23 protein-coding genes and 1 pseudogene are annotated in these 25209 nt (G+C 70.0%); 13 read left to right on the forward strand and 11 right to left on the reverse strand.

Going from position 1 to position 25209, the window contains the following annotated elements; genetic code table 11:
• The first annotated feature begins 30 nt into the window (after nucleotides 1–30).
• Entirely contained in the window at nucleotides 31–978 is a 948-nt protein-coding gene (locus tag ACFVHI_RS00790; RefSeq protein WP_063351946.1) for a LysR family transcriptional regulator, read from the forward strand.
• Between the two features lie 86 nt (nucleotides 979–1064).
• A complete protein-coding gene (locus tag ACFVHI_RS00795; RefSeq protein WP_063352706.1) occupies nucleotides 1065–1952 on the forward strand; it encodes a serine hydrolase in 888 nt (295 codons plus the stop codon).
• Nucleotides 1953–2018: 66 nt separating this feature from the next.
• Here the strand turns inward: ACFVHI_RS00795 and ACFVHI_RS00800 are convergent, their stop codons facing one another.
• The 8 genes from ACFVHI_RS00800 to ACFVHI_RS00835 form a co-directional block, all read right to left on the reverse strand.
• Nucleotides 2019–2588, reverse strand: a complete 570-nt coding sequence (locus ACFVHI_RS00800) for a hypothetical protein (protein ID WP_380334318.1) — start codon at nucleotides 2586–2588, stop codon at nucleotides 2019–2021.
• Nucleotides 2585–3163 (reverse strand): hypothetical protein, encoded by a 579-nt coding sequence (locus ACFVHI_RS00805; RefSeq protein ID WP_380334320.1) that lies wholly within the window; start codon nucleotides 3161–3163, stop codon nucleotides 2585–2587. Before ACFVHI_RS00805 ends, ACFVHI_RS00800 begins: the two co-directional genes overlap by 4 nt.
• Nucleotides 3164–3254: 91 nt before the next feature.
• Nucleotides 3255–4214, reverse strand: a complete 960-nt coding sequence (locus ACFVHI_RS00810; protein WP_380334323.1) for a hypothetical protein — start codon at nucleotides 4212–4214, stop codon at nucleotides 3255–3257.
• Nucleotides 4199–4897 carry a hypothetical protein gene (locus ACFVHI_RS00815; protein WP_380334326.1) on the reverse strand — a complete coding sequence of 233 codons (699 nt, stop codon included), beginning with the start codon at nucleotides 4895–4897 and terminating at the stop codon, nucleotides 4199–4201. Before ACFVHI_RS00815 ends, ACFVHI_RS00810 begins: the two co-directional genes overlap by 16 nt.
• A 32-nt stretch (nucleotides 4898–4929) precedes the next feature.
• Nucleotides 4930–6462 (reverse strand): Mur ligase domain-containing protein, encoded by a 1533-nt coding sequence (locus ACFVHI_RS00820; RefSeq protein ID WP_380334329.1) that lies wholly within the window; start codon nucleotides 6460–6462, stop codon nucleotides 4930–4932.
• A gap of 77 nt (nucleotides 6463–6539) precedes the next feature.
• Nucleotides 6540–7940, reverse strand: coding sequence for a glutamine synthetase family protein (locus ACFVHI_RS00825; RefSeq protein WP_380334332.1), 1401 nt, complete (start codon nucleotides 7938–7940; stop codon nucleotides 6540–6542).
• Nucleotides 7937–9433: an amino acid permease gene (locus ACFVHI_RS00830; RefSeq protein WP_380334335.1), complete on the reverse strand. Its 1497-nt coding sequence runs from the start codon at nucleotides 9431–9433 to the stop codon at nucleotides 7937–7939. Before ACFVHI_RS00830 ends, ACFVHI_RS00825 begins: the two co-directional genes overlap by 4 nt.
• A gap of 66 nt (nucleotides 9434–9499) precedes the next feature.
• Nucleotides 9500–10480, reverse strand: a complete 981-nt coding sequence (locus ACFVHI_RS00835) for a hypothetical protein (RefSeq protein ID WP_380334338.1) — start codon at nucleotides 10478–10480, stop codon at nucleotides 9500–9502.
• A gap of 248 nt (nucleotides 10481–10728) precedes the next feature.
• Between ACFVHI_RS00835 and ACFVHI_RS00840 the strand changes: the two genes are divergently transcribed.
• Nucleotides 10729–12087 carry a helix-turn-helix transcriptional regulator gene (locus tag ACFVHI_RS00840; protein ID WP_380334341.1) on the forward strand — a complete coding sequence of 453 codons (1359 nt, stop codon included), beginning with the start codon at nucleotides 10729–10731 and terminating at the stop codon, nucleotides 12085–12087.
• On the opposite strand, the gene ACFVHI_RS00845 is transcribed toward ACFVHI_RS00840, so the two are convergent.
• From ACFVHI_RS00845 to ACFVHI_RS00855, 3 genes and pseudogenes are all read right to left on the reverse strand, one after another.
• Nucleotides 12065–13459, reverse strand: coding sequence for a prolyl oligopeptidase family serine peptidase (locus ACFVHI_RS00845; RefSeq protein ID WP_380334344.1), 1395 nt, complete (start codon nucleotides 13457–13459; stop codon nucleotides 12065–12067). The two genes, ACFVHI_RS00840 and ACFVHI_RS00845, sit on opposite strands and share 23 nt — an antisense overlap.
• A 568-nt stretch (nucleotides 13460–14027) precedes the next feature.
• Nucleotides 14028–14330, reverse strand: a pseudogene (locus ACFVHI_RS00850) (hypothetical protein); the annotation flags it as partial.
• 92 nt (nucleotides 14331–14422) lie between these two features.
• The gene (locus ACFVHI_RS00855; protein WP_380334347.1) at nucleotides 14423–15562 is read right to left on the reverse strand and encodes a helix-turn-helix transcriptional regulator; all 1140 of its coding nucleotides are present in this window, start codon (nucleotides 15560–15562) and stop codon (nucleotides 14423–14425) included.
• 93 nt (nucleotides 15563–15655) lie between these two features.
• Here ACFVHI_RS00855 and ACFVHI_RS00860 point away from each other — a divergent pair, with 93 nt between their 5' ends.
• The 10 genes from ACFVHI_RS00860 to ACFVHI_RS00905 all read left to right on the forward strand — a co-directional run bounded on the left by ACFVHI_RS00860 (nucleotide 15656) and on the right by ACFVHI_RS00905 (nucleotide 25109).
• Entirely contained in the window at nucleotides 15656–15793 is a 138-nt protein-coding gene (locus ACFVHI_RS00860; protein WP_167745851.1) for a hypothetical protein, read from the forward strand.
• Nucleotides 15794–15807: 14 nt separating this feature from the next.
• Complete coding sequence (locus ACFVHI_RS00865) at nucleotides 15808–16998, forward strand: cupin domain-containing protein (protein WP_380334351.1); 1191 nt, start codon at nucleotides 15808–15810, stop codon at nucleotides 16996–16998.
• Between the two features lie 29 nt (nucleotides 16999–17027).
• A complete protein-coding gene (locus ACFVHI_RS00870) occupies nucleotides 17028–17840 on the forward strand; it encodes an aldo/keto reductase (RefSeq protein WP_380334354.1) in 813 nt (270 codons plus the stop codon).
• Complete coding sequence (locus ACFVHI_RS00875) at nucleotides 17821–18669, forward strand: hypothetical protein (RefSeq protein WP_380334357.1); 849 nt, start codon at nucleotides 17821–17823, stop codon at nucleotides 18667–18669. Before ACFVHI_RS00870 ends, ACFVHI_RS00875 begins: the two co-directional genes overlap by 20 nt.
• 44 nt (nucleotides 18670–18713) lie before the next feature.
• A complete protein-coding gene (locus tag ACFVHI_RS00880) occupies nucleotides 18714–19433 on the forward strand; it encodes a class I SAM-dependent methyltransferase (RefSeq protein WP_380334359.1) in 720 nt (239 codons plus the stop codon).
• A 543-nt stretch (nucleotides 19434–19976) separates the two neighbouring features.
• Nucleotides 19977–21107, forward strand: a complete 1131-nt coding sequence (locus tag ACFVHI_RS00885) for a radical SAM protein (RefSeq protein WP_380334361.1) — start codon at nucleotides 19977–19979, stop codon at nucleotides 21105–21107.
• Nucleotides 21104–21919 carry a hypothetical protein gene (locus ACFVHI_RS00890; protein ID WP_380334364.1) on the forward strand — a complete coding sequence of 272 codons (816 nt, stop codon included), beginning with the start codon at nucleotides 21104–21106 and terminating at the stop codon, nucleotides 21917–21919. Before ACFVHI_RS00885 ends, ACFVHI_RS00890 begins: the two co-directional genes overlap by 4 nt.
• A gap of 118 nt (nucleotides 21920–22037) precedes the next feature.
• Nucleotides 22038–23750, forward strand: a complete 1713-nt coding sequence (locus tag ACFVHI_RS00895; protein ID WP_380334367.1) for a carbamoyltransferase — start codon at nucleotides 22038–22040, stop codon at nucleotides 23748–23750.
• Nucleotides 23747–24553 (forward strand): hypothetical protein, encoded by an 807-nt coding sequence (locus tag ACFVHI_RS00900; RefSeq protein WP_380334370.1) that lies wholly within the window; start codon nucleotides 23747–23749, stop codon nucleotides 24551–24553. Before ACFVHI_RS00895 ends, ACFVHI_RS00900 begins: the two co-directional genes overlap by 4 nt.
• A 112-nt stretch (nucleotides 24554–24665) precedes the next feature.
• Nucleotides 24666–25109 carry an NUDIX hydrolase gene (locus ACFVHI_RS00905; RefSeq protein ID WP_380334372.1) on the forward strand — a complete coding sequence of 148 codons (444 nt, stop codon included), beginning with the start codon at nucleotides 24666–24668 and terminating at the stop codon, nucleotides 25107–25109.
• Nucleotides 25110–25209: the final 100 nt, after the last annotated feature.

The following is a 25209-nucleotide window of genomic DNA, read 5'->3' on the forward strand; positions in this document are numbered from 1 at the left end:
TCGATAAAAGAATGCCTATGATTGCTGGCCATGGACCTGTTGGGGCACCTACGCCACTTCCGCGCTGTCGCCGAGGACCGGCACTTCGGCCGCGCCGCCGAACGCCTGCGGATCGCCCAGCCCTCGCTCTCCCAGCGGATCAAGCGTCTGGAGCGCGAGCTCGGCGTGACCCTGTTCGACCGCGGCCCGCGCGGAGTCGAGCTCACCCCGGCGGGCCTGCTGCTGCTCGCGGAGGCGAAGGAGGTGCTGGAGAGCACCGCCCGCCTCCTCGCCACCGCCGCCGACCTGCGCACCGGCCGGGCGGGCACCCTGCGCGCGGCCGTGCCGCCCGAGCTGGGGCCGGCCGTCCTGGCCGCGCTGCTCACCGGCTTCGAGAGCGCCTCCCCCGGCACCCGGCTCGAACTACGGGAACTGCCGGTCGCGGTCATGGCGCGCGAACTCGCCCAGCACACGGTGGACGTCGCCGTCGTCCGCCACCCGTGTCCGGCCGCCGGGCTGGCGTTCGGGCCGGTCCTGCACCAGCCGCTCGGCGTCCTGCTCGCCGCCGGGAGCCCGGACGCCGACCGCCCGGAGCTGGCGGTGGCCGAACTGACCGGCCGGCGCCTGGTGTTCTTCCCCCGCGCCACCGCCCCCGCGCTCTACGACGAGATGCTCACCACCCTGGCCCGGCACGGCTGCACGCCCGAGGCCGTCGTCGACCCGCCCGGCCCGGACGTCGCGGGCGCACTCGTGCTCACCGGCAGCGCCGTCGCCCTGGTGCCACGCACCGCGCCGCCACCGGGTACAGTCTGGCGTCCGCTGACCGGCACCCCGCTGGCCTGGCGCACCTCCACGGCCTGGCCGACCGGGAGCGGCGGGCCCGCCGTCCGGCTGTTCGCCGAAGCCGCCCACGAGGCACTGACCGAACACGGCGGCCTCCTGCCCCAGCCGCCCAACCCCCCGCTCTTCCCCCGGCCCGCAATGGAGTTCCCGCTGTGACCAGCGACCGCGCCTTCGGCAACCGCGCATCCGGCGACCGCCCCGCCGGCACCCGCACCGCCGGCACCCGCACCGCGCGCGCCCGCATCGCCGCCGCCTTCGCCGACGCCGGCGTCAGCGGCCGGCTGCACGTCCGCGACCTCGACACCGGCACCGAGATCGCCCTCGACGCCGACACCCCGGTCAGCACCTCCAGCGTTCACAAGCTCTGCCTCCTGGTCACGCTCTTCCGCGAGGCCGCCGCCGGACGGATCGACCTCACCCGGCAGGTTGACGTCCCCGCCGCCGGCCGCACCTCCGGAGGCACCGGCCTGGCCGCCATGCTCGACGCCGCCCGGCTCTCCCTGCGCGACCTCGCCTACCTGACCGTCGCCGTCAGCGACAACGCCGCCGCCGACGTCCTCTGGGACGAGATCGGCCTCGACACCGTCAACCGCACCATGGCCGACCTCGGCCTGACCCGCACCGTCGCCGTCCACAAGCTCCGCGACCTCATCGCCGCCCTCGCCGAGGACACCGGCCGGGACTCCCCGGTCGACCCCGCCGTCGTCGCCCGCCTCAGAGTCCTCGACCCCACCTTCACCAACCGCAGCACCGCCCGCGACATGACCACCCTGCTCGCCGCCCTCTGGCACGGCGACGCCTGCCCCGGCGAACACGGCGCCGCCCTCCGCCGCCTGCTCGGCCTCCAGGTCTGGCCGCACCGCCTCGCCTCCGGCTTCCCCTACGACGACGTCCGCGTCCACGGCAAGACCGGCACCCTCCCGACCCTGCGCCACGAGGTCGGCGTCGTCGAATACCCCGACGGCGGCCGCTACGCCCTCGCCATCTTCACCCGCGCCGCCGCCACCACCATCACCCTCCCCGCCGCCGACGCCGCCATCGGCACCACCGCCCGCCTCGCCGTCGACGCCCTGCGGGCGATGGCGACCGGAAGGGGCGACGGCCCGCCAGCAGATCAGCAGGTCCGGTGACCTGCGAGGTCACACGACAAGCTCGACTCGCGGTTCAACTCCCGACGCCCTACTGAACGCTGTAGTTCAGAACGATGATGGTTTCATCGGAAGTGGTGTACTCCAGGGTGCCGGCCGGAAAGGGTCGCCGTGGTAGCTCGCAGTCAAGAGCGGGGCCCGTCCGCCGATGTCGAGTTGGATCGTGGTGAAGCCGTGCCAGTAGTCGGGCGACCCGTACGGCCGGAACCCGCCGGGCACCGGGGTGACCGTGGCGGGGTTCCACAGCACCGCGGTGAACCAGGGGCGGTCGCGGTTGCGGGCCATCGCGACCGGCCCGGGGCTGCCATCAGAGCACACGGTGGTGGCGGTGAGTCCGCACTCGCGGGCCAGGCGCTCGATGACGGCAGCGGCCTGCGTGTCCCAGCGGTGGTGCCGCTTCGCCTCGTCGACGATCCCGTGCTCGTCGGCGTCCTCGGGGGCGTCCTCGTCGACCAGGACCTCCTGCCGCTTTCCGGCCGAGGAGGTGTTCGCGATGACGCTGACCTGTGCAGGAACGTAGCGGACATGTCCGTGATGTAGGAAGCGACACAGCGTAGAGCCACTCGATCGAGTTCGGGGGCCGCATCTCGTTCGTTGGCAGTTGGCCCCTAGCGTCACTTGCCACCGATCCAGAACAGGGCGATGTCGATGTCTCGTACTGTCCAGCTCGGTCCGAAGGAACCCTTGTGCGTGAGGAGCTTGTCGAGAAGGTCCATGTAGCGGCCGTATCGTCCTGGGTTGTCGGTGAGCGTTAGCCCAAGCGATTCCAGTCCTCGCTGAGCTCGGCTGTCGTAGACGGCCATGCGATGTGGTGCTGCGGCAGTGAGGACCGCAGATGCCAGTGCGTCACCCTTGTAGAAGCCCGGCAGGGTGACCAGCGCGGCGCGGCCGGCCTGGGCGGCCTGCCCGCGGGACCTGGATGTGTCCCGAACGACTTCCATCGCTTGGCCGGTCGCCGCGCGAACTTGCGCGTCCGGTAGTCCCATCAAGGCGGAGGCCCAGCGGGTGCGGGCGGACAGTCGTTTCCAGACGACGAGTGCGCCTATGTCGAGCTTGCCGAGGCTGCCCGACTCCTCGGCTCGCTGCGCGACTTCCCACAGCACTTCGTCATAGGTGGTCGACGTCGCAGCGTAGTAGGACTTATGTGCGGAAATCAGGAGATTCCAGATGCGTTCGGTTTCGGATATAGGCACTGTCCTTGACTCCTAGGTCTGTTCTCGCTCGTCGTTAGCGATAAGTACGCGAGCCAGCGGGTTGATGACGTCGGTGTTGACGCGGCCCGAGTCAGGCGTCCGAGCTGGGTGTTTTCGGTCGGACATAAACCTCGTGCACGGAGTCGTCGGCGGTAATGAGCCAGGCCCGGTTCAGGACGTCGGGGTGGCGAGAGGCCGCCTCCCGCATCAGTGTCCGGGCCACCTCGTGGTCGAGTGGTGCGATGGCGGGAGGTGGCTTTCGCGGGGAGATGTGATCGGCGTACAGGTGAGGCGGCTGCCAGCCCACCCGGGCGTCGATCAAGAGCCCGGTCGTCAGCCCGATTCTGGCGGCGCGGCGCAGTTGGCCCGGGCCGCCGTTCTTCTGCTTGTTCGCGGTCAGCTTCTCGTGGATGGGGTGGGCAAGGACGTCGCCGGCCGGGCCGAGGTCGTGAATCCAGCCGTGAGGGGTAAGCCGATGATGTACCTGCAGCGGCTGCGGCAGGGCGAACGACAGGATGACTGGCTGGCTAGGGTCCGCGGGATGCCAGGGTTCGGCGACCGGGAACGAGTAGGAGGGATTGAAGTCGGCGGCTTCGGTGTCGAAGACCGGACGCCCGGTGCGTGCGGCCTGTTCGCCCAGGGCCGCCAGCCGCGTGAAGTAGCGGTTGCGCTCCTTTGCCGTGCCCTGCTGTGGAGTGACCGTGATCCGCAATCCGCCCGTCGGGCTCAGCAGGAGCGCGCGAGCGAGCAGACGGTTCAGAGCGTCGGAGGCGGCCCGTATCGCCGACGGCATCCAGGCGCTCCCGGGCAGCGGCACCGTGGTGTGGTCCACGTACCAGTCCGCTCCATCAATGGCGAGATGTGCGTCGACCGTGAGCGCCCCGGCCGCGACTCCGAACCGCTGCTGATAACGCTCCTGTTCATCGTCCGGTTTCCCACGCAACACCACCTGCTGGCCTTGGGCCGCGAGGTGGGCACTCAGCAGCCGGAACGCCGACTCCTCCTGCGGGCTGGCGGAGAACAGATGCCATGGGCTCAGGTCTTGGGCCATGTCGCTCCTTCTGGAATCCTCAACGGTAGGCCCAGGGCCTGGTCACGTCGATGGCATCGGTGTCGATGCGGAACACGAGACCATGGTGATCGCTTGCCTCGGCGGGAGTTGCGAGGACGTGGTAGTCCGAGACGGCGCCGGCCAGCGGGCCGGAGGCCCATGCCTGGTCGATCCGGTCGGGGTGTGATGGCACGGGCGAGTGGCTCGGCGGGCCACGTGGGGTCGATGTCGCTGAGCAAGACCAGACCGGCCAGGACGGCGGCGATGCTCGCCTGCACCTGGTTGCGGACCCCCAGCCAGGAGCGCAGGTCCCGGCCGTAGCCGCGCATCGTGCCGGTCGAGACGCCGAAGTCGGCCGCCAACTCCGGGGCGGTGCGCCCGCCGACCCAGCCCGCGAGGACCCGCTGGAGGCGCCGAGGGAGCTGAACTGCGGTGGTGAGCGCGGTACAGGGCTCGGTGGTGCCGGTGACGATGCCGTATGCGGCGCCCCAGGCGACGAGCTGCAGCACGGTGCGCGTGCCGGTAGCCGTGAACAGCGCGCGGACGGCGGCGTCGACATCAGAAGGGGCCAGGGTGAGGGCGGGGTCGGCCGCGATCGTGCGGGTCTGGGACTCGGCGGCAATGTGGACGAGGAGCCGGATGTCGCGTTCGGGCAGGTTGTGCGCGGGCAGGGTGGTGGCCATGACAGCAGCAACTCCGGTGGTCGGCGGGTGGTTCACGGATGGTCAGTGGTGGGGGAACCGGTTCGCGCGAGGCGCTCCAGCAACCGGGGGCCGAAGCGGGCGGCTTGTCCGGTGCCGATGACGAGCACCAAGTCGCGGGGCTTGGCGAGGTCGGCGACCTGCTGCTCGGCGCTCGGTTCGCACGGGCTCAAACGCACCCGGTGAGCCTTGCTGGCTCCCAAGGGAGGCCTGGCGGCATTGACGACGGCATCGAGCGGGTCCGGGGCGTTCAGCACAGTCAGCGGGGTGGCTACCGGCAGCAGCACGGCGCGGTCGGCGGAGACGAGGGCCTTACCCAACTCAACGGCGTGAGCGCTGGTACGGGCGATGCCGTCCGGCTCCAGGACGACGATGACGTTGCCCTCAGTGAGCATCCGGGCGGCCGCCACATCATCGGCGACCTCCTGGGGGTGCCGGGCGCGGGAGTCGCGCACGGTGATCCGTGCTTGGGTGCCGGCTTCGGTCAGGGAGCGCTCCACACCCTTGAATCCGGCCAGGCGCTCGGCGATCGTCTTGGCGCTCTCCCCAGCGACGAGGGCGGTGGCGATGGCGGCGCAGGCAGCCAGGGCGTGGTGGTCGCCCACGATCGGCACGATGAACTGGTGCTGCTTGCCCTGGTGGCGGAGGGTGAGGAGATAGCTTTCCCCGAGCCATCGGGGCTTGAGGACCCACACGTCCGCGCTCTCCACAAGGCCCACGGTCACCACCGTGGGGCCGGGGCGGTCGCTCAGCCTCTCGTGCACGATCTTTGCCCCGTTGTCCCAGAGCGGCAGGACCACGGTGTCAGCGGAGCGGGCGAGGTTCGTGGCAGCGTTCAGGGCCTCGATGGTGTCCTCGAAGTGCGGTGAGTTCATGGTGGCGGCGGCGATCAGCGCCACCGACGGGGATGACCGCTGGTACACGTTCGGGACATTGGGGCGGTGGCTCCACGAGCCGGGCGGCGCGGCCTCGTGCGTGCCGGCGTCCGGGCAAAGGTCCACCACGAGGCGCCGTTCGCCGTCCTGGCCGGGGGTACTGCCAACGGCGGGGGCGTTGAGGATCCAGCCGGTTCGGCCGTCGGCCAGGGCCGCGGCCAGAACGGCTGCCGCGGTCGTGGTGCCGTGGCTGCCGCCGACGGCGATCAGCGGATGGCCGAAGTCCTCGCAGAGTACGGCGAGCGCGTGCGCGCGGGCGAGCACCGGCAGTCCCGTGGCCTGGGCCCGGTCGAGTTCGGGGTGCGGGGCGACGACCGCTCCGGACCAGACCACGGCCGTTCGGTCGTTGCGGATGTGTCCGGCGTCGGCGCCAACCGTGAGTTCCACGTCGGCCGCGCGCAGCCGGTCGGCGGCGGGGCTGTCCTGGTGTGCGGGGTCGATGCTGCCGGTGACGTCCAGGCCGCGGGAGGCCAGCCACAGGGCCAGGCCCTCCATGCCGGACTCGGTGGCGCCGACCAGGTGGGTCTTAGCCAGCAGGCCGGGCCCGGTGGGGGCGGGCTTCGCGCTCTTCTTCGGGGGGCGGACGGTGGTGTCCATGAGGGTCTCCGGCATGGTCAGGAATAGGGGGGGTGGGGTGGAACCGGGACGGCCGCGGGCTCGGGGGTGTGGCTCCGCGGCCGTCCCGGGGCTCAGGCCTGGGCGAAGCCGCGCGCGAGCTCGGCGTCGGTGACGCGGGCGGCGTGGTGGTCGACGTCCAGGCGGGCGAGGGAGGCGAGGTGGGCGACGACGTGGTCGCCCAGCAGCGCGGAGGCGAGGGGGCTGGTCTCGAACGCCTTGATGGCGTCCCAGGCGTGGCGAGGCACCTCGGGCAGGTCGTCGTCCCAGCCGGCGTCGCCGGTGACGGGCTCGCCGGGCGTGAGGTCTGCGGTGACGCCGTGGCGGACGGCGGCGACGACGGCGGCGAGTGCGAGGTAGGGGTTGGCGTCCGCGCCGGGCAGGCGCACCTCCAGGTGCAGGCCCGGTCCGTGGCCGACCACCCGCACCGCACAGGACCGGTTGTCCCGTCCCCACGCGATCCTGGACGGTGCGAACGGGCCCCCGAGGCGCTTGTAGCTGTTCACGTACGGCGCCCACATCGGTGCGCTGGCGGGCAGCACCTCCAGCAGCCCGGCGACGGCCCGCTCACCCAGCTCCGACAGGACGTGCGGGTCGTCGGCGCGGGCGAGGAGCGGCTCGCCTTTGGCCCACAGGGACAGGTGCAGGTGCATCCCGGAGCCCACCCTGTCCGCCGGGGCGGCCATGAACGTCGCCGCCATGTTCTGTCGGTCTGTCAGTGCCCGTGCGGCGTGCTTGAACAGCACGTGCTGCTCGCAGGCCTCCCGGGCCGGACCGTAGGGGAAGGTGACCTCGATCTGGCCGGGGGCGCTCTCCAGCTTGACCGCCTCGACGGGAAGCCCCGCCCCGGCCAGGGCCTGCCGCAGCGACCGCGAGAACCCGGCCGCCGCGCTCGGCCGGTCGAGGGCGTAGTCGCGGTTGTCCCACGTCACCGGACGCAGCCCCCGCCAGTCGGCCGCAGCTGCGTCGGCGGCCGTGCACTCGTAGACGACGAACTCGGTCTCGATCCCGACCCGCACCTCGTAGCCCAGGCAGCGGAGTTGGTCGAGCTGCTCGTCCAGGATGGTCGCCGGGGCCAGCGGATGCGGCCGGTCACCATCGACGGGGTGGGCGAACACCACGGCGGTGCCCGGCTCCCACGGGAGCAGGCGGGCTCGGTCGAGATCGGGCATCAGCGTGATGTCGCCGAAGCCGGACTCCCAGGAGAACGTGCCGCTGTCCTGGGGCGTCATGCCCAGGTCCGTGCCGATCACGTACCTGCACATCTCCGGGCGGATCCGCCCCGACGCCAGCCGAGCCAGCAGCACCTCGGCCTCGAACTCCTTGCCCTTGAGGCGCCCCTGCGGATCGACGGTGGCCAGCATCACGGTGTCCAGGCCGAAGACCTCCACCAGCTCCGGCAGCCGGCCGACCGGCGCGGTGGTGTCGGCGGACGGGGCCGCGGGCGGGTGGGCGGTGCGCATCGCGGGCCTCATACGATCTGCTCCTCGACCGCGGCCAGCTGCGGATCCTGGACGACCGGCACGGAGAACCGCTTGCCGGCGAGCCGCCACCACAGCGCCGCCAGCGCCAGGACCACCAGCAGGGTGACGGGGGCGTAGTTGAACGTCTCCACGGTCACCGGGTAGCGCTGCGGCAGGCACACCAGCACCGTGAGCACGACCACCCACGCCACCGCGGCGATCCCGACTGGCCGGCTCCATCGGCCCAGGTTCCACGGCCCCGGGACGAAACGGTCCCGCTGTCGCAGCCGCAGGTAGACGGGCACGATGTACGACGGCGTCATCCCGATGACGTTGACGGCGGTGACCGCCCCGTACGCCGCCGCGTTCCACATCGACGGCACCGCCAGGACGAACGCCACCGCCACCGACAGCCACACCGCCGGCACCGGAACCCTGCGGGGCGACACCCTGCGCCAAGTTGCCGAGCCCGGCAGCGCGTTGTCCCGGGAGAACGCGTAGACCATCCGCGAGCACGCGGTGACCTCTGCGGATCCGCAGAACAACTGGGCACCGATCACGATCAGCAGCAGGGCCTTCGCCCCGGTGGTCCCGAGCGCGTCCAGGAAGACCTGCGCGGGCGGCACGTCCGCCGCAGCGGTGCCCGCGTAGTCCTGCACCGCGAACAGGAGCCCGGCCAGCAGCACGAACCCGGCGATCAGGGAGACCCAGATCGAGCGGACGATGCCCTGTGGTGCGGCGACCCGCGCGTTCGTCGTCTCCTCGCTCAAGTGGGCGCTCGCGTCGTAGCCGCAGAAGGTGTAGCCGGCCAGCAACAGGCCGACCGCCGACACATAGATCGGGTTCGACCAGCCGGTGTCGTTGGCGAAATGCCCGAACACCCAGGAGGGGGACTGGTGGTGGGAAGGGACGGCCGCGAGCACACCGACGATCACCAGTACGCCGCCGATGTGCCACCAGACCGAGATGCTGTTGAACAGGCTGACCGCCCGGACGGCGAAGACGTTCAGCAGGGCGTGCAGCACCAGGACACCGGCGAAGATCGCGAGGATCAGGCCAGGCGTCGCCTCCACCCCCCACTGCAGGTCGGCGAACGCTGCGATGAAGCTCGCGGCGCCGTAATCGATCCCGGCGATCCCGCCCAGCAGGCCCAGCAGGTTCAGCCAGCCCGTCGCCCATCCCCAGCGTGGGCCGCCCAACTGCCGGGCCATGTAGTAGAGCCCGCCGCTGGTCGGGTAGGCGGAGGTGACCCCGGCCAACGCCATGCCGACCAGCAGCACGGCCAGACCCACACCCACCCAGCCCCACATCATCACGACGGGGCCGCCACTGATCAGACCGAATCCGAACAACGTCATGCAGCCGCTGAGGACCGAGATGACCGAGAAGCTGACGGCGAAGTTGCCGAACAGGCTCATCCGGCGCACCAGTTCGGGCTCTATCCCGAGTAGCTGCAGATGGTCGTCATCCCCGTGGGGAAGGGGAACGCGCTCAGAAAGCGGCATGAGGAAGCCTCCGAGGAAGGTCGGTGGTGTCGGATCCCGGTTTGCTGACCGGGGAAGGCAGAGAGGTCAGCGGCTGGCGGCGCACGACTGGGCAAGGGCCTGCCGGAAGAGGTCGTCCGGCCGATCGCCGACGCTCACCCACGGCTGGGACGAGACGAAGGGCGACATCACCGCGAACACCTCGGCAGCATTGACGGGACGACGGGCCGCCCAGAGCGCGTGCGCCAGGTGGCTCTCGTCCACTACCGGCCACCGGCCCTGCTCGCCGGGCGCCGCCCGCCAGTTCTCGTACGCCCGAAGCACTGCGGCACGGACTCGCTCGTTCTTCGTCCACTGCAGCTCGACCGCATCCCCGCGCGGCGCCCGCCGATACTGGTCGACGAACACGTACAGCGGAAGGGCGTGCAAGGGCGAACCCGCCGGCGCGCCGGGAAGGAACGCCGCCAGGAACTCGCTCGCCGTGCCGGCGCTACCGCGGGCGAGCCAGACTCGGAGCATCCGGTGGAACGCCTCCCGGTTCCAGGGGTCAGCCCGTTGGGCCTGGGCGAGAAGCCCCCACGGTCCGGGCGGGAGCATCTGGTCGGGTGCCGGCACCCGATGCTCGGGACGGGCCTGGCTGAGGTCCAACTGCGCCAGGGCGAGCAGGCAGATCCACGGCACCGGGTCGTCGGCGAGCGTGGCCGCCGCGTCCCAGCACAGCTCCCGGGCCGAGTGCTCCAGCCGGGCAACCGTCCGGGGATCCGTCGGCTGAGCACTTGCCATGAGAGCCCGGTCCACCGCCGCCCGCGCCAGGAGAGTCACCAGGCCGACGCTGCCCGCGGCCTCGGCTCGCCAGTGGTTGAGGACATCCGTACGCGACGCGACAGCGGCGAGGACCTGGGTACGAGTCGTCCACACCGGCCAGTCGCCCCACGACTGCGCCAGCACCGCGCGGGCAGCCATCCAGCGCCCCTGCTGCAACTCCTCCACAGCCCCACGAAGCTCGCCGTCGTGGCCGCCAGGGTGCTGGACGAACCGACCTGGATCAAGGGTGAAGGCTGTGTCCACGGCCGGGTCCTTTCTGGAGGCGATGCCGATCGCACCCGAAACATGGGCGGGAGAGTAGGCAACCGTCGAGCCGCCGGATCCTGTGCGATGCTCGGGTCCGACCGGTGCTGCCGAATCTGGGCGGGTCATACGGAACCACCAGCCAAAGCCCCTGTGACAGTGCAGACTTGTTGCACCGTGCGGCGTTGATGTTGAAAATCTGCCCATGACCTGCGAAGTCAGCGGCCAAAATTCTCTGAGGGAGCGCAATGACGCGATGGGGACGGCTCGCCGTGTTGCGCAGGGCCGCCGGCTACACCCAGGAACAGCTGGCGACGGCGATGGATGTGGACCGGACGACAATCCACCGGTGGGAGAACGGCAAGGCAACACCGCGCCCATGGCAGATGCCGAGGCTCGCCAGACTCCTGAAGGCCTCCCAGGACGAGTTGCGCTCCGCAGTCTTCGGGAACCCGGATGCTGATTGCGCTCCCCGATCGGGAGCAGAGGTAGAGCGCGGCGAGTCCGCGGCGGCCGCGCTTTCGCTGCCAGGACCAGGAACCACCTGGAAAGGAGCCGCCTCCGAGCTCGGCGACGTGGGACCGCGGCTCGCCACGGTAGACGCCCTGATCGGCGACTGGGCATCCGTCAACTCGAAAGCTCCAGCTCCCGCTCTGTCGCTGCGGGTCACGGAAGAGGACGTCGTTGTCGCGGAGGGCATGCTCGGCATGTTCCGCCAGCTCGACCACACGCACGGGGCCCGTCAGCACTGGCAGCAGGTCAGCTCCTACATCGACACCGAACTCGAAGGCCTTCTGCGCCGGCCTGCCGTCGACGAACAGGTCGCGCGTCAACGTGCCCAGCTCACCGTCGGGTTCTGCGAGCTTGCCGGGTACCAGGCCGTCGACATCGGCAACCCCGACAGGGCCCTGGAGTACTACCAGCGCGCCTTGGCCCTGACGACGGCAACCGGCGATCAGGCGTACGGTGCCTACCTCGTGGCCGTGAACCTCGGGCACCTCGCCCTGCACCGCGGGACTCCGGAGACCGCCCTGCGGTGGGCCTCCTCCGCCCGCGCCGCAGCCGGTACCGCCGCGAGCCCGGCCACGCGCGCGGCCATCACGGCTGTCGTCGCCCGAGCGAGCGCCAGAATGCTCAGGGAGAGCGAGGCGACCCGGCTGATCCTCGAAGCCGAGAAGCTCCTCGAAGCAGCCAGCATGGAAGACGAACCCACCTGGATCCGTTACTTCACCCACGCCTACCTCGCGGACGAGGCCGCCCACTGCCTCCACGACCTCGGCCGTGCGCCGGACGCCAGGATCCAGCTTGCCGACGCCCTCGGAGGCGTCGGCAAGGACAAGGTCCGTCGGCGCGCGATCGATGCTGCTCTGCTCGCCGCGACCTGGCTGCGCAGCGGGGACGTCGACCAGGCGTGCGCGGTCGGCCGCGATGCCGTCGTCTACGCTGCCCGGACAGGATCGGGACGATGCGTCGAGCGGGTGGCCAGCATCCTGGCCGACCTGCAGACACATGCCGACTACGTTGCGGTCCGGGAACTGCGTGAGTTCGCCCGGGCCGTACTGCCGGACGCCGACAAGCTGGCGGTCACGCTGGCAGGCGGCTCATGATGCCTCGGTAGAAGTCGAGTTCGGCGCGGAGTGCCTGCTCCCGTGCCAAGGGCGCCGACAGGTAGTGGTCGCCGCCTTCCAACAGCAGGCTGTCATGCTCACCGCCTCGGCCGGCCAGCTCCTCGGCGAAGTGCATGGCCTCCTCCGCAGACGTGATCGTGTCGGCGGAGCCGTGGATCACCAGCACAGGGCAGCGGACCCACTCGGGCTTCACCGCGCCGGCCGGCCCTCGCAGCGCAGCTGCGTGCGGACGTTGAAACGCCGGAACAGACAGCTCCCACAGAGCGGGGTCGATGATCGCCGAGATGGCCGTCGCGGCAACGAACGGTCCCGGACGGCACGCTGCCTGGAGCGCCGTGTACCCGCCCGCGCTCGCCCCGCTGATGAACACCTCTCCGGGGGTCGCCTGGCCGAGCGTCAGGAGATGTTCTGCGACGGCCGCGCAGTCGTCGACGTCGTAGGTGCCCCAGTGGGCATGCAGCGACTGCCGGAAGGCGCGTCCCTGACCCGTACTGCCGCGGTAGAGAACTTCGGCGACGGTGAAGCCGTGGCTGACGAAGTACTGAGTGACCCAGTCCAGCCGGAGGGGGACGTCGTCCGTCGGACCGGGATGGGCCCGCACGAGGAGAGGCCCCGGCAGCGTGTCTCCGGGCGGCAGGTGCAGCAGGAAGCGTACCGGCCCACCCGGACCCGCGATGGTCTCGACCGAGGGCGGAATCGGCGTCCAGGGCACAGGGAACTCGGAAGCCTTGCCCACCGGGAAGGCCTGGGCGTCCGTCCGCGCTGCCAGGTCGACTGACCAGATGGCCGGCGGGCTGCTCGCAGTGGAGCCGACCACGGCCAGGAGACCGCCATCGACGGTGACGTACGGCTTCACGGACGTGAGATTCGAGCCGACTTGTCGCCGACCGCCATCGGCGTCGACGGCGAGCAGCTCGGTGGTGAATCCGTTCATCACCGTCAGCACGATGGTGCCGTCGGCGGCGAATCCGTACGACTGGTAGCCGCCTTCCCAGGGCGCCGGCGCGCAGTCCGCGTCGATCGGCGCGACCGGCTCCACCACGCCGTCGCGTAGTCGGTACAGGTTCCACCACCCTGTCCGGTCCGAGATGAAGTACAGCAGACCGTCCGGTCCCCAGGACGGCTGCACCGCCGACTCCCCGAGGCCGCCTGCCACAACGCGGCTCGGCCCGACGATGTCCGATCGGATGTCGGCCAGCACGAGGCGAGTGCTGTCCCACGGCATCTGGTCACGCTGCCACTCCACGTACGCCAGGGTGCCTGCCGCCAGCTGAGGAGAGCCGAGGAACCCGCGGGAGCGAACCAGGACCCGGGTGTGCCCGGCCCGGGACACAGAGATGATCTCGTCCACGGTGTCGTCCCCGCGAACCGCGAGCAGACCACCGCCCGGTGCCGGAGCGAGCTCTCCGTACTGCACGGACCCAACGACAGAGTCGATCCGCTCGGGCACGCGGCCAGCCGCTTGCCGAAGGAGGGAACCGTCGTCACCGACGAACCACACGCCCCCCGATGTCACCGCGAAGGCGCCGCCACCGTAGGCATGGAGCTGGCCTCCGACTGAGAAGTCGGGGGACGTCACCGCGACGGCCGTGCCTGACCGGTCGGCGCGCATGACTCGTCGGCATCCACCGTGATCAGGATCCGACTGCAACCACCACAATGAGCCCGACGCCGACCGGAGCTCGTCGTACGCCACAACTTTCCGGGCCACCCACTCGGGCGGGAGCCCGATGCCGTCGGTCATACAGTCGAGGTCCTCTCAGCTGCGCTGCAGGCTGCTCGTAGGCTATCCGCCCGTCTGGAGAGCCACCGTACCCGGCAGTGGCCGAGGAAGCCTTCGAGGCCAACGACGGTGGCTCTCCCGTACGGGAGCTCAACGACGGGCGTGACGCACCCGACGATCAGTTGGACGCAGGCTTGGGGGCGTACCGCAGCAGCACGACGTCGCCGATCGTCCGAGCTTCCAGAAGTCCCATCCGTCGGCTGCTTCCACCGGGGTAGTCCGCCGGGTGGAGGAAGCGCGGTGCGGCGGCATCGGTGGTGTAGACGACCTTCTTGCCGCCGAAGTACCAGAACTTGAGGTCCCGGCTGAGGTCGCCGCTGGCGGAGATGGTGACCTTGAGGGGGTACTCGGGCTTGCCGGCCGCGATCCGGTCGGCGCGGCGCTTGTCGCTGTTGACCAGCAGGCGGGGGTTGTCGCTGCGCAGGGTGTTTCCGCCGATATCGCCTTCTCGAAGCCGGATGCCGCCTCACGGTGGCGCCCCAGGGACGACAACGACCGGGCGCGCTGGGCCTCCACGTAGGCCTCGTTGAGTCACCGGCCTCGGCCGAACGGTGCCTCTGGCGGCTTGGCGAGCAGCACGAGAGCTTGGTCGAAGGCGCGCTGGGCTGTCCTCTCGTCGCCGAGCAGCGCGTGTCCGTGGGCCGCGTACACCGCCCCCATGGCGTTCAACCGAGTTCCCGCGCCGGCCAAGCGCTGGGCCGCGGCGGCGAGGTCGATCGCCTCGATGGAGTCCTGCATGTCGCCGGCGAGCTGGGACTTCCGCGCCATGATGTAGGCGGTCAGCTCCTGCTCGCCGGAGGCGCTCGCCCAGTCGACGGCGCGGTCCGCCCAGTACTGGGCGGCACGGTGATCGCCGCTGTCCTGGTAGAGCCAGCTGCAGAACTCGGCGTACTCGGCCTGCACTTGCAGAAGGTCGTGCCGGTCTCGGCCGGAGGCCTCGCGGCGAAGATGCTGGATGAGGCGCACGTGCTCCTGGGCCGTGGCGACGACCTCGCGAGGCCCCAGGACGTTGTCGCACTCGACCAGCGACCTGCGGAGCAACCGCATGTTCTCGACCGGGTGGATCTCAGTGGAAAGCGCCGGCGGGACGGCCCAGGGGCCGGGTGCTGCGGATCTCTCGGAGGGTGTGACGCCCAGGACAGCGGTGCCGGCCCGCAACAGGGGCCGACGCGGCAGGCTCACGAAGACGATCCTCCCGTCGACCGTCCGGCAACCGACCCGGACGCCGCCGTCCATGACGGCCATGGACGCCACGCCGGCCCTGGTCTCCTCGGCACCGGCCGCCTCCATTTCCAGTGCCGCAGCTTGCCGGCCAGCTCCATCCGGCAGAGAAGTACCCTGCACCGGCCCCATGTTGCCGGTTGGACCGGTCCGCCCAGGAGCGTCCAGCAGGGCCTCGGAGAGTTCCTGCTGGTCAACTTTTAACAGCTCGGCGAGCTTCGGCATCTGCCACGGACGGGGCACAGCCTGACCGCGATCCCACCGGCCGGCCGTCGTCCGGTCGACCCCCATCGCGACCGCGAGGGACTCCTGCGTGTACCCCGCGCTCATGCGCAACGTGATGAACCGCTCGCGCTGTGCCCCCATCGCCCGTCCCCAAGAATGCCGGAACCCGCTTGCGCCAGAAGGTGCCAGGCCAGCGGACGCTTTGCCACACAGATGCAGCGTCAATGCAGCAATTCTGCTCTGTTCAAAGACGGTTCGCAGCGATTTCGTAGAGCTCGCCGGACACCACGGCGATACCACTGGAAGGAAGGACAAGGCATGGAGAGCACCACGCCCGCCGTTCACGACGACGAGGGCGGCCTGCTGGTCGCCGTCCGCAACATCCGAGCCGCCCGCTCCCGGGCCGACGTGCCGTCCGACAACACCGGCGGCCGATCCGACCAGAACGACACCTGAGCAGGACGCCCACGATGCCTGAGACCGCCTCGTGGGCGGTGCGCCTGGGTGGGGACCAGTTCCTCACCCAGGCGCTCCACCGCTCCTGCGCCGTGTTCCCCGCAGATGGAGCCGACACCGCTCCCCTCCTGTCCTGGGACGATCTGAACACCATCCTCGCCACCCACCGCATCGAGCCGCCCCGGCTGCGGCTCTCGCAGGACGGCCAGACCGTCCCCGTCAGCCGGTACTCGACGCCGACCACCAACCGACGCGGGGTGACCTGGAACCGGCTACACCCCGCCCAGCTGCACGCCAGGCTCGCCGAAGGTGCCTCCCTCGTCGTGGACGCGATCGACGAGATCCACCCGCCGATCCGAAGCGCAGCCGAGGACCTGGAACGCTTCGTCGGCACAACCGTGCAGACCAACGCCTACGCCTCCTGGACCGAGCAGGAGGGCTTCGGCCGGCACTGGGACGACCATGATGTCGTCGTGGTCCAGCAGTACGGGGCGAAGCGCTGGCGGTTGTGGGAGCCGACCCGGCAAGCACCCACCTTCCGCGACGTGGACTCACCGGAGGAGCCCGAAGGCGAGCCCGTCGCGGACCTCGTCCTCCACCCGGGCGACGTCCTCTACCTGCCTCGCGGTTGGTGGCACAGCGTCACCGCCGACCAGGGCACGGAGTCGCTGCACCTCACGTTCGGGCTCGTCGCCCAGACCGGTGCCGCCCTCGTGGGGTGGTTGGTGGACGAGCTGCACGAGAGCACCGTCCTGCGGATGGACGTCCCGCGCCACGCCGAGGCGGACGCGAAGGCCACCTACCAGAACGGCCTGCGGACCGCGGTGCTCACCGCACTGTCCGACCCCAACCTGATCGATCGCTGGGCACGGTCCACCGGCACCACCCACTTCGGCCGACTGGCACCGTCCCTGCCATACGTGGACACCCTTTCTGCGGACAGGGAGATCGCGGTGCGACTCACCGCCCCGCGCGCCGAACTCACCAGCAACCCGGAGGCCGGAACCGTCACCCTGTCCGCTGCCGGCACCGCGTGGGACTTCGCCGAGCGCGCCAGCCCCGCCCTGCAGATCCTGCTGACCGGGGACACCGCCAGCATCGCCGAACTCGCCGACGCCGCGGGCCTGGAGGTCAAGGACGTGGCCGGCGTCCTGACCGCCCTGGTCCAGGGCCAGGTCCTCGCCGTCGTCAAGGCCGACCGGTGAGCCCCGTTCTCGGCCTGGGGACCTACCGGGTGCGCGCTGCCGGCGACGCGGCGCGCACTGCCCTCATGGCCGGAGCCCGATGGATCGACACCGCCCCCAACTACGCCCACGGCCAGGCGCACCGTGACCTCGCCCCCGTCCTCGCCGAGCACCCGCACGCCAAGGTGACGACGAAGACCGGCTTCCACCCGGGCGGCCGCCACAGCCTCGCCCCCGTGGACGTCCGCGCCCAGACCGAGGAATCGCTCGCCGTGCTCGGCCGTGCCGACGTCGTGTTCGTCCACAATCCCGAGCGGTCGAGCCACGACCGGAACCAGCTGCACCGCGATATCAGGGCCGCGTTCGCGGTGCTGGAAGAGTTCGCGGACGTTGGCCGCATCGGGGGCTACGGCATTGCCACCTGGTCCGGCTTCACCGAGCAGGCGTTCACGGTCGCCGAGCTGGCTGGACTGGCGCGGGAGGCCGCCGGATCGACGGACCACCACCTGGCCGGTGTACAAATGCCGGTCAGCCTCGTCATGGCCGAGCCTCTCGCCCTGGCCCTCGACGGTGCTGGGCCGCTCGTCCACGCGCGCGACGCCGGAATCACCACGTTCGCGTCCGCGCCCCTGCACGGCGGTGAACTACCGGGCCTGATGACACCCGAACTGGTGAACCTCATCGCGCCGGGATCGACCCCATACACCGCCGCGTTCCAGGTCATCGGAGCGTGCCCGGCGCTGGACGTCGTCCTCACCTCGACCAGCACCCGTCAGCACTGGGACGATGCCTGGGCAGCTCTCGCCGAACCGATCCCCGACAAGCGACTCAGGACGGTGCTCGATGTCCTTTCAGCCGGATGACGACACCCGACACAACCTGACGGCAGCGCACGAAAAGGCGGCGGCCTTCCTCGGCCTCGTGTGCACCGGACCGGCGGTCTTCGGCACCTCCGGAACCACCATCGGCCGGCGAGCCGAGAGTATCTGGCTTCGGGTCTCCAGAAACAGCCGTTACCGGGCGCCCCGACCGACCGGTCAGGGAGCCCTCGGTGCGGAACAGCTCATCCCCGCCTCCGTCCCGCGACCCCGGCTCCACAACACCGCGGACTGGACCGAGACCGGCTGGTTCTACCAGGCTGACGTCTTTGACCTGGTAGGTCCCGCGGTCTCCTCCACGCCGGATCTTCGCGACGATCCTGGCCTGGACGACGGCTGGTGGAGCGCGCTGAAGGACGCGCTGGCCGGCATCGCGGAAGCACTCAGCGCGAAGATCACTCTGCGCCAGACGTGGGCCGAACAGGTCTTCCCGAAGTACCTCGGCATCCCGGCCCCGGCCGAAGTCGAGCGGACCACCGGGCACGGTGACCTCCAGTGGGCCAACCTGACCACCGGGCCGCTCAAGATCCTCGACTGGGAACGGTGGGGCCTGGTGCCGATCGGCTACGACCCCGCAGTCCTGTGGGTCAGCAGCCTCCTCGTGCCCGAGGTCGCGGACCGCGTCCGCGCGGACTTCGCCGACATCCTCGACACTCCTGCCGGACGTGTCGGTCAGCTGATCGCTCTCGCGGAGATGCTCCAGGCTGTCGATCGGGGGTACTACCCAGAACTTGCCCCTCTCCTCGCTGACCGGGCATGCGAGCTGACTGGGGTTACCCCGCCGCAGGGCACGGACCCCGGCCTCGTCAGGTAGACCATGGACCAGCAACAAAGCTAGCGAACAGGGAAGGAGTGCGCATGGACTCCATCGCGCGCCCTCCGGGCGGTCACGACGCCGAGGACATCGCGAGCGCGAAGGAGCGAGGCTGGCGCGATCTGGCGCCAATCGACGACGCCTACCAGGCGGGCGAGATCACGGTCGCCGAGTGGCACGCGGCTGTCCTGGACGTTCTCGAACCGGCCTACCTCAACGGCGACAATCCGCGGGCCCAGTCCGGCCACAGCGGCGACGAGAAACGCTGGCGAGAAGCCCGCGGCCTGCTCGTCGACCTTCTCCCGCTCCACGGCGGGACGTTCCTCGACGTCGGGTGCGCCAACGGACACCTGATGGAGAGCCTGACCGACTGGGCGGCTGAGGTAGGGATCACCATCGAGCCCTACGGAGTGGAGATCTCCACTGCCCTCGCCGACCTCGCCCGATCCCGCTGCCCGCAGTGGGCGCATCGGATCTGGACCGCCAACGCGATGGGCTGGAAGCCTCCGCATCGCTTCGACGCCGTCCGCACCGGCGTGGACTACGTGCCGGTAGACCTGCGTGGAGCGTACGTAGCCCATCTGCTGGACCATGTCGTCGCCCCGGGCGGCCGATTGATCATCGGCGTCTACAACGAGGAACGGCACCAAGTCACAACGGCAGACCTGCTGCGGTCCTGTGGCTACACCCCGGCCGGTACCACCACAAGAGACCACCGGCACCCCAAGATCCAGTACAAGGGTCTGTGGCTGGCCAACGCTTGAGCAAGCGCTTCGTTGCCGGCGCTGGGGCACGCGCCCTCCAGCGCCCTGATTGGCAGCGTGCTCTTCTCGGCAGGCCGGTACGTCGGCAAACAGCCAGCCACCGCGCGTAACGCTGGCACGGAGGCCAGAGCCTCGCCCATGTCGGTGTCGAGCTCGCCGTCTTCGTGAATACGGCAGTTGGGCCTTTGGGCCTAACGTCATCGCGCCCTGGCGGCTCGTAGCAATAGCGGGACGAGCAGCATGCACCTCCCTCGGTAGACCCCCGATCCGGTCCCGCCGTCACTCGCAGTGCGGCGCGATCCTGCTCCGCGCTGCCACCGCGCGGGAGACGCCAGGCAGCCCCCACTGGATACGTTTCGGGACGTCCCCAGAGCGTCCCGAAACGTGGTTGGAAGGCACCTGGTAGACCCGCCAGAATCGGGAGAATTCTCCGTTCTGACGGCGCAGGAGACTCTGAGTCTGGAAAACAGCACCCACTTCTGGGATCGGTTCAATCCGCGTAGCTCTCTTCCTGGACGCTATTCACCTGAAAGGCAGGTGCCCATGAAGCACGAAGCCAGGCAGACATCCCTGAAGGTGATGGACAACCGGTACTCGCCCGGTATGCGCAAATGGAACCTCCGGTTCGGTATCACGTCCCGCTGCAATATCCGCTGCAAGTACTGCCTGCCGGAGGGGAAGCAGGGAGTCATCGTTCAGCCTTCGCTGAAGGAGGCGATCGAAGTCCTGCAGGCCGGCTACGACATCGGCTTCCGGCGGGTCCACTACACCGGTGGAGAGCCGACCGTGAGGCGCGACTTCGTGGATCTGCTGCGCGCCGGCAAGGAGATCGGCTACGACCAGCAGATCGTCACGACCAACGGCTACCGCCTGCACCACTTCATCGAGGAGGCGGTCGACGCCGGCCTGACCCGGGCGATCGTCAGCATCGACACCCTGGACGAGCAGCGCAATCTGCTGATCACCCGCCGGGGCTTTCACAGTGACACCCTGCGCAGCATCGAGCGTTCGGTCGAGCTGCTGCCGACCCTGACGAAGATCTCGTGCGTGACGATGCGCGACACCCTTCACGAGCTGCCCGCCTTCATCGACTACGCCCGGGAGCTGAACAACAGCGGAGGGGCGGGCCAGCTCGCGATCAAGCTGAACCAGTTCTTCCCCTCCAACCCCGCCCAGCTCGGTGCCGAGGGCGAGGCATTCTGGAAGAACCAGTTCGTGGAGGAGCCGGCAATCCTCGCAGCGCTCGCGAAAGCAGGTGAACTGCGCCCGGTACGGCGGGAGTCGATCGAGGGCGACAACCCGAGCTACAACTACTACGAGATCGGCGACACCGGGGTGAAGGTCGCGGTGCTCGCGATGTTCTCCTGGGACTATCCGTGCGGCGGCTGCTGGAAGCTGCGGATCAGCCCGAACGGGATGACGACGGTCTGCATCAGCCAGAAGAACCCTCCTGTGCTGTGGGGGATGTCGCTGGACGAGAAGCGTGAGACGTTCAAGCGGCTGACCGGCTACCGCAACAGCGAGCAGTTCGACATCGATAACCCGAACCGCAAGCACTACCGCGACCAGCTGGGCGAGCTGCGGTTCGACAAGGTCGTCGGCGAGCAGAAGTCGATCGCGCACTTCCGCACCATCTTGACCCGTGAGGCGCTGGAAGCACGGGGTGAGATGTGACGGACCTGGAACGCCTGTGCTTCGGTACCTCGACGTTCGTGGCCGGCCGTCTGCTGCCTGGCAAGGACTCCCGGCCCGGACTGGAAGCGCTGCGTACCGCGCTGAGGGCCGGGGTGCGCATAATCCACTCCAACCCGCACCTCGGCACGCAGTGGGCGGTGCGGGAGGTGCTGGACGAGGTCGGCCCGGTTGCCGGGCTGCGCCACCTGGTCAAGGCGGAGTGCCCGCTGCGAGGGGATCTCGAAGCGCGCATCAACACGGCCATCGAGATGTCCACTGGCCAGCTGGGCATCGGCCGGATCGACGCCGTGGTGCTGCAAGTCGATCTCAAACGCACAGAGCGAACCGGACTGCTCAATGATCAGGCGGCGTTGAGGGAGTTCTACCGGTGTGGCGCCCAGGTGGCGTTCGCCTCCGGCCGGATCGACGCGGTCTACGCCTACTGCCATGGCCCTGCGGCCGTCCGCGCTGCCCTGCGGGAGGAGCCGATCACGGCCGTCGCTGCCCAGTACCACCTCGCTTCACCCTGGCCGGTCTCCCATCTGGCCCAGATCTCGCAGGCGGGCCGCGGCTTCGTCGGGATGTCGCCGCTCAACCGCGGTGCGCTGATCGACCCGCTCGCCCGCACTGGCAGCGGCAGACTCCGCCCTCTCGCCTGGGTGCTACGTGATCCGCGTGTGGAGACCATCGCCATCACCATGTCCTCACCGGAGCACGTCAACGAAGTGATCGACACCGTCCGGAACTCGCAACGCTCAAGGCACTCCGGTCCCCGCGCCGGCAGCACCGGGCTCAAGGAGGCGGTCCTGTGATTGACCTCGCCCCGCCACGAACGGCCCCCGAGAGCCACGTCCAGGCCGACAGCGTGATCTACGCCCCCAGAACCCAGCGCCCGTGCATGGGAGGCCGTGAGCGGATCGGCAGGCGCTGTTGACTCTGACTCTGGGGCTGAACTTCGGTACCCACGACGCGGCGGCGGCCATCGTTCACGACGGGACGGTGGTCGCCGCCGTTGAAGAGGAGCGCCTGAATCGGATCAAGAACACGAAGGCGTTCCCCGAGCAGGCGATCCGGGCCTGCCTGGACCTGGCCGGCGCCCACCCGCAGGACCTCGACCAGGCAGCGCTGTTCGTGGACCCGAAGCTCCACCTCCTCCTGGCACCGTCGAACCTGCGCTACGGCACGCCGGCGTCGATCGGCTCGCTGCTGTCCGACCTGGACAAGTACCGCACGCGCCGCCGGCTGCCTCACGTAGTCCGTCGCAGCGGCCTCTTACCCGGCCACCTGCCGCTCATACCCGTGCCGCACCACCGGGCGCACGCCGCCAGCTCCTACCTGACCTCCCCCTTCGATGACGCCCTGGTCGTCACGCTCGACGGCCGCGGCGAGTACGAGACCGCTGCGATCCATGACGGCACCGACGGCCGGATGACGAGGCGCCATCACATCGTCTACCCGCACTCGTTCGGATACCTGTACAGCGCCCTGACCCGGTATCTCGGCTTCCGGCCGCAGAGCGACGAGTACAAGGTGATGGGCCTGGCAGCCTACGGAGGCCCCCGGTACCTCGACCAGATCCAGCGCCTCGCCTGGCTCGACCCGCGCACCGGCCGACTGCACCTGAACCTGCGCTACTTCGACCACCACCGTCGGCCCAGCGCCCAGCGCAACCTGTTCAGCCCGGCTCTGGTCGAACTCCTCGGGCCGCCCCGGCGTACCGAGGACGAGATCACCGATCGGCACCGCGACATCGCCCGCGCCCTCCAGCACCTTCTGGAGCAGCTGGTTGGTTCCTACCTCGCCTTCGCCCAGCGCCTCGTGCCGCGACGATCGCTCTGCCTGGCCGGCGGCGTCGCGCTCAACTGCGTCGCCAACGCCACGGTGATCGCCTCGGGCCGGTTCGACCGGATCTTCATCCAGCCTGCGGCCGGCGACGCCGGCACCTCCGTCGGCGCGGCACTGGCCACCGCGGTCAGCCCGGTCCGGCGCCCGCTGCGACACGCCTTCCTCGGCCCCTCTTACGACGAGGAGACCATCCGCTCGGCCCTGGGCGGCATCCCTGCCGGACGGTACCGGGTGTGGCGCACGGCCGAGCCGCATCGGGAAGCCGCCCGGCTGCTGAGGGCGGAGAAGGTGATCGGCTGGTTCCAGGGCCGCATGGAGTTCGGACCGCGGGCGCTGGGAGCCCGCAGCATCCTCGCCTCTCCTCAGCACGCCACGACGGCTTCCCGGATCAACGCCATGATCAAACAGCGGGAGGCGTTTCGCCCGTTCGCGCCGGCTGTACTGGCAGAACGCGCCGACGACTTCTTCGCCCTGCCGTCGGCCGGCGCACTTCTCTACCCGTACATGCTGGCGACCGGCACGGTGCGCCAGCAGCAGCGGGATCGCCTTCCAGCCGTGGTCCACGTGGACGGCTCCGCCCGGGTCCAGACAGTGCACCGGGAGACAAACCCCTTGCTGTGGAACGTCACCGACGCCTATCACCAGCTCTCGGGTCTGCCCGTCGTGCTGAACACCTCGTTCAACGGCGCGGACGAGCCGATCGTCTGCACCCCGGGCGATGCGGTCGCGACCTTCCTGCGGTGCGGCCTGGACGCACTCGTGGCCGGCCCGTACGTCATCGAGGAGACCACCCGGTGAACCACCCCGGCGGCATCATCCCCGCCCCGTTACGCATAGCGGTGGAACGAGAGTTCGGCCCCGTCCTCCACGTCGAGGAGCGCCCAGGCGGCCACACCCCCGGCGTCTGCGCCGCCCTGACCCTGACCCATCGACGCGTTTTCCTCAAAGCGATAGCCGTCTGCCACCCATTCTCGAAGGACCACCAGCTGGAGGCCGGAATCAACTCCGTCCTGCCACCCGACCTCGGACCCCGGTTGCTGTGGTCCGACACCGTGGACGGCTGGCTCGCACTCGTCTTCGAGCACGTCGACGGGCGCCACCCGGATCTGAGCCCGCGCTCATCGGACATCCCGATGGTCCTGGAGAAGATCAGCATGCTGATCGACGTCCTGACCCCGAGCCCGTTCGCCGGTGCCGCTCCTATCGGCGACCACCGTGCCTACCGGGCGGTGCCAGCGGAAATCCTTGCCGGTGACACGCTGCTCCACTGCTCCCCGCGACCGGACAACCTGATCATCAACAGCGAGGTTCACGTGATCGACTGGGGCTCCAGCCGCTTGGGGGCAGGCTGGTTGGTGGCCGCGTTCATGGTGCCGCACTTCATCGTGGCCGGGCACAGCCCCCGCTGCGCCGAAGCACTCGTCCAGACCGTCCCGGCCTTCAAAGCGGCGCCGCGCGAGGCTGTCACGATCGTCGCCCGGGTCCTGGCGACCTACTGGAGCAGCCGCATCGACCACTACCCGCCTGGCGCCCTGTACGACTACCGCGTCCGGGCCGCCCACGCTGCCGGCAGCTGGGCGGATCACTGCGACACGCCGTAGACGGGCAGTTGGCCTGCGGCGGTCCCCGCCTCAGGCCGACCACGGCACGAGAATGCCCCTCACCCGTATCGGCCCAGCTCACCCTGAGCGGTCCGGACCTCAGGAGCAGCGCATGTGCCGCAACGTCCCGCCGTCCGTCCTTGCCCCTGTAGAGGATGCTGCTCGTGACGGCATCGAGCGCTTCGGCGCCGGGTGCCTGATCCGCGACCGTGGCCGGATCCTGCTCCTTCGACGGAAGCAGGGCGACTGCATGGCGGGCCTGTACGAGCTTCCGTCCGGAGGCGTGGAACCCGGTGAGAGCGTGGAGGAGGCCGCTCTGCGGGAGACCCTGGAAGAGTGCGGTCTGACGGTGACGATCACCGGCTACCTGGGCTCCGTCGACTACACCAACCGCAAGGGGCAGCGAGGCCAGCAGTACGCCTTCACCGCCACCGCGCCAAGCACCGAGCCCATCATCCTGAGCGAGCACGACGACTTCGTCTGGGCTTGGCCGAATGCCTTGCCGAACGTCTCGGACGCGGTGCGCGGGCTGATCGCGCTGGCCGAGCGGCGCTGATCAGCTTCGGCAGCCGGCCCTCACGAGAACCGGCGGCAGGGGGCTGCTGAGCTGGCACGACAGCGATCCGCACCCATCGCCATGACGTCACTCAGGGTGA

The sequence above is a fragment of the Kitasatospora sp. NPDC127121 genome (assembly GCF_042677305.1).
In the GTDB taxonomy this organism is placed as follows: domain Bacteria; phylum Actinomycetota; class Actinomycetes; order Streptomycetales; family Streptomycetaceae; genus Kitasatospora.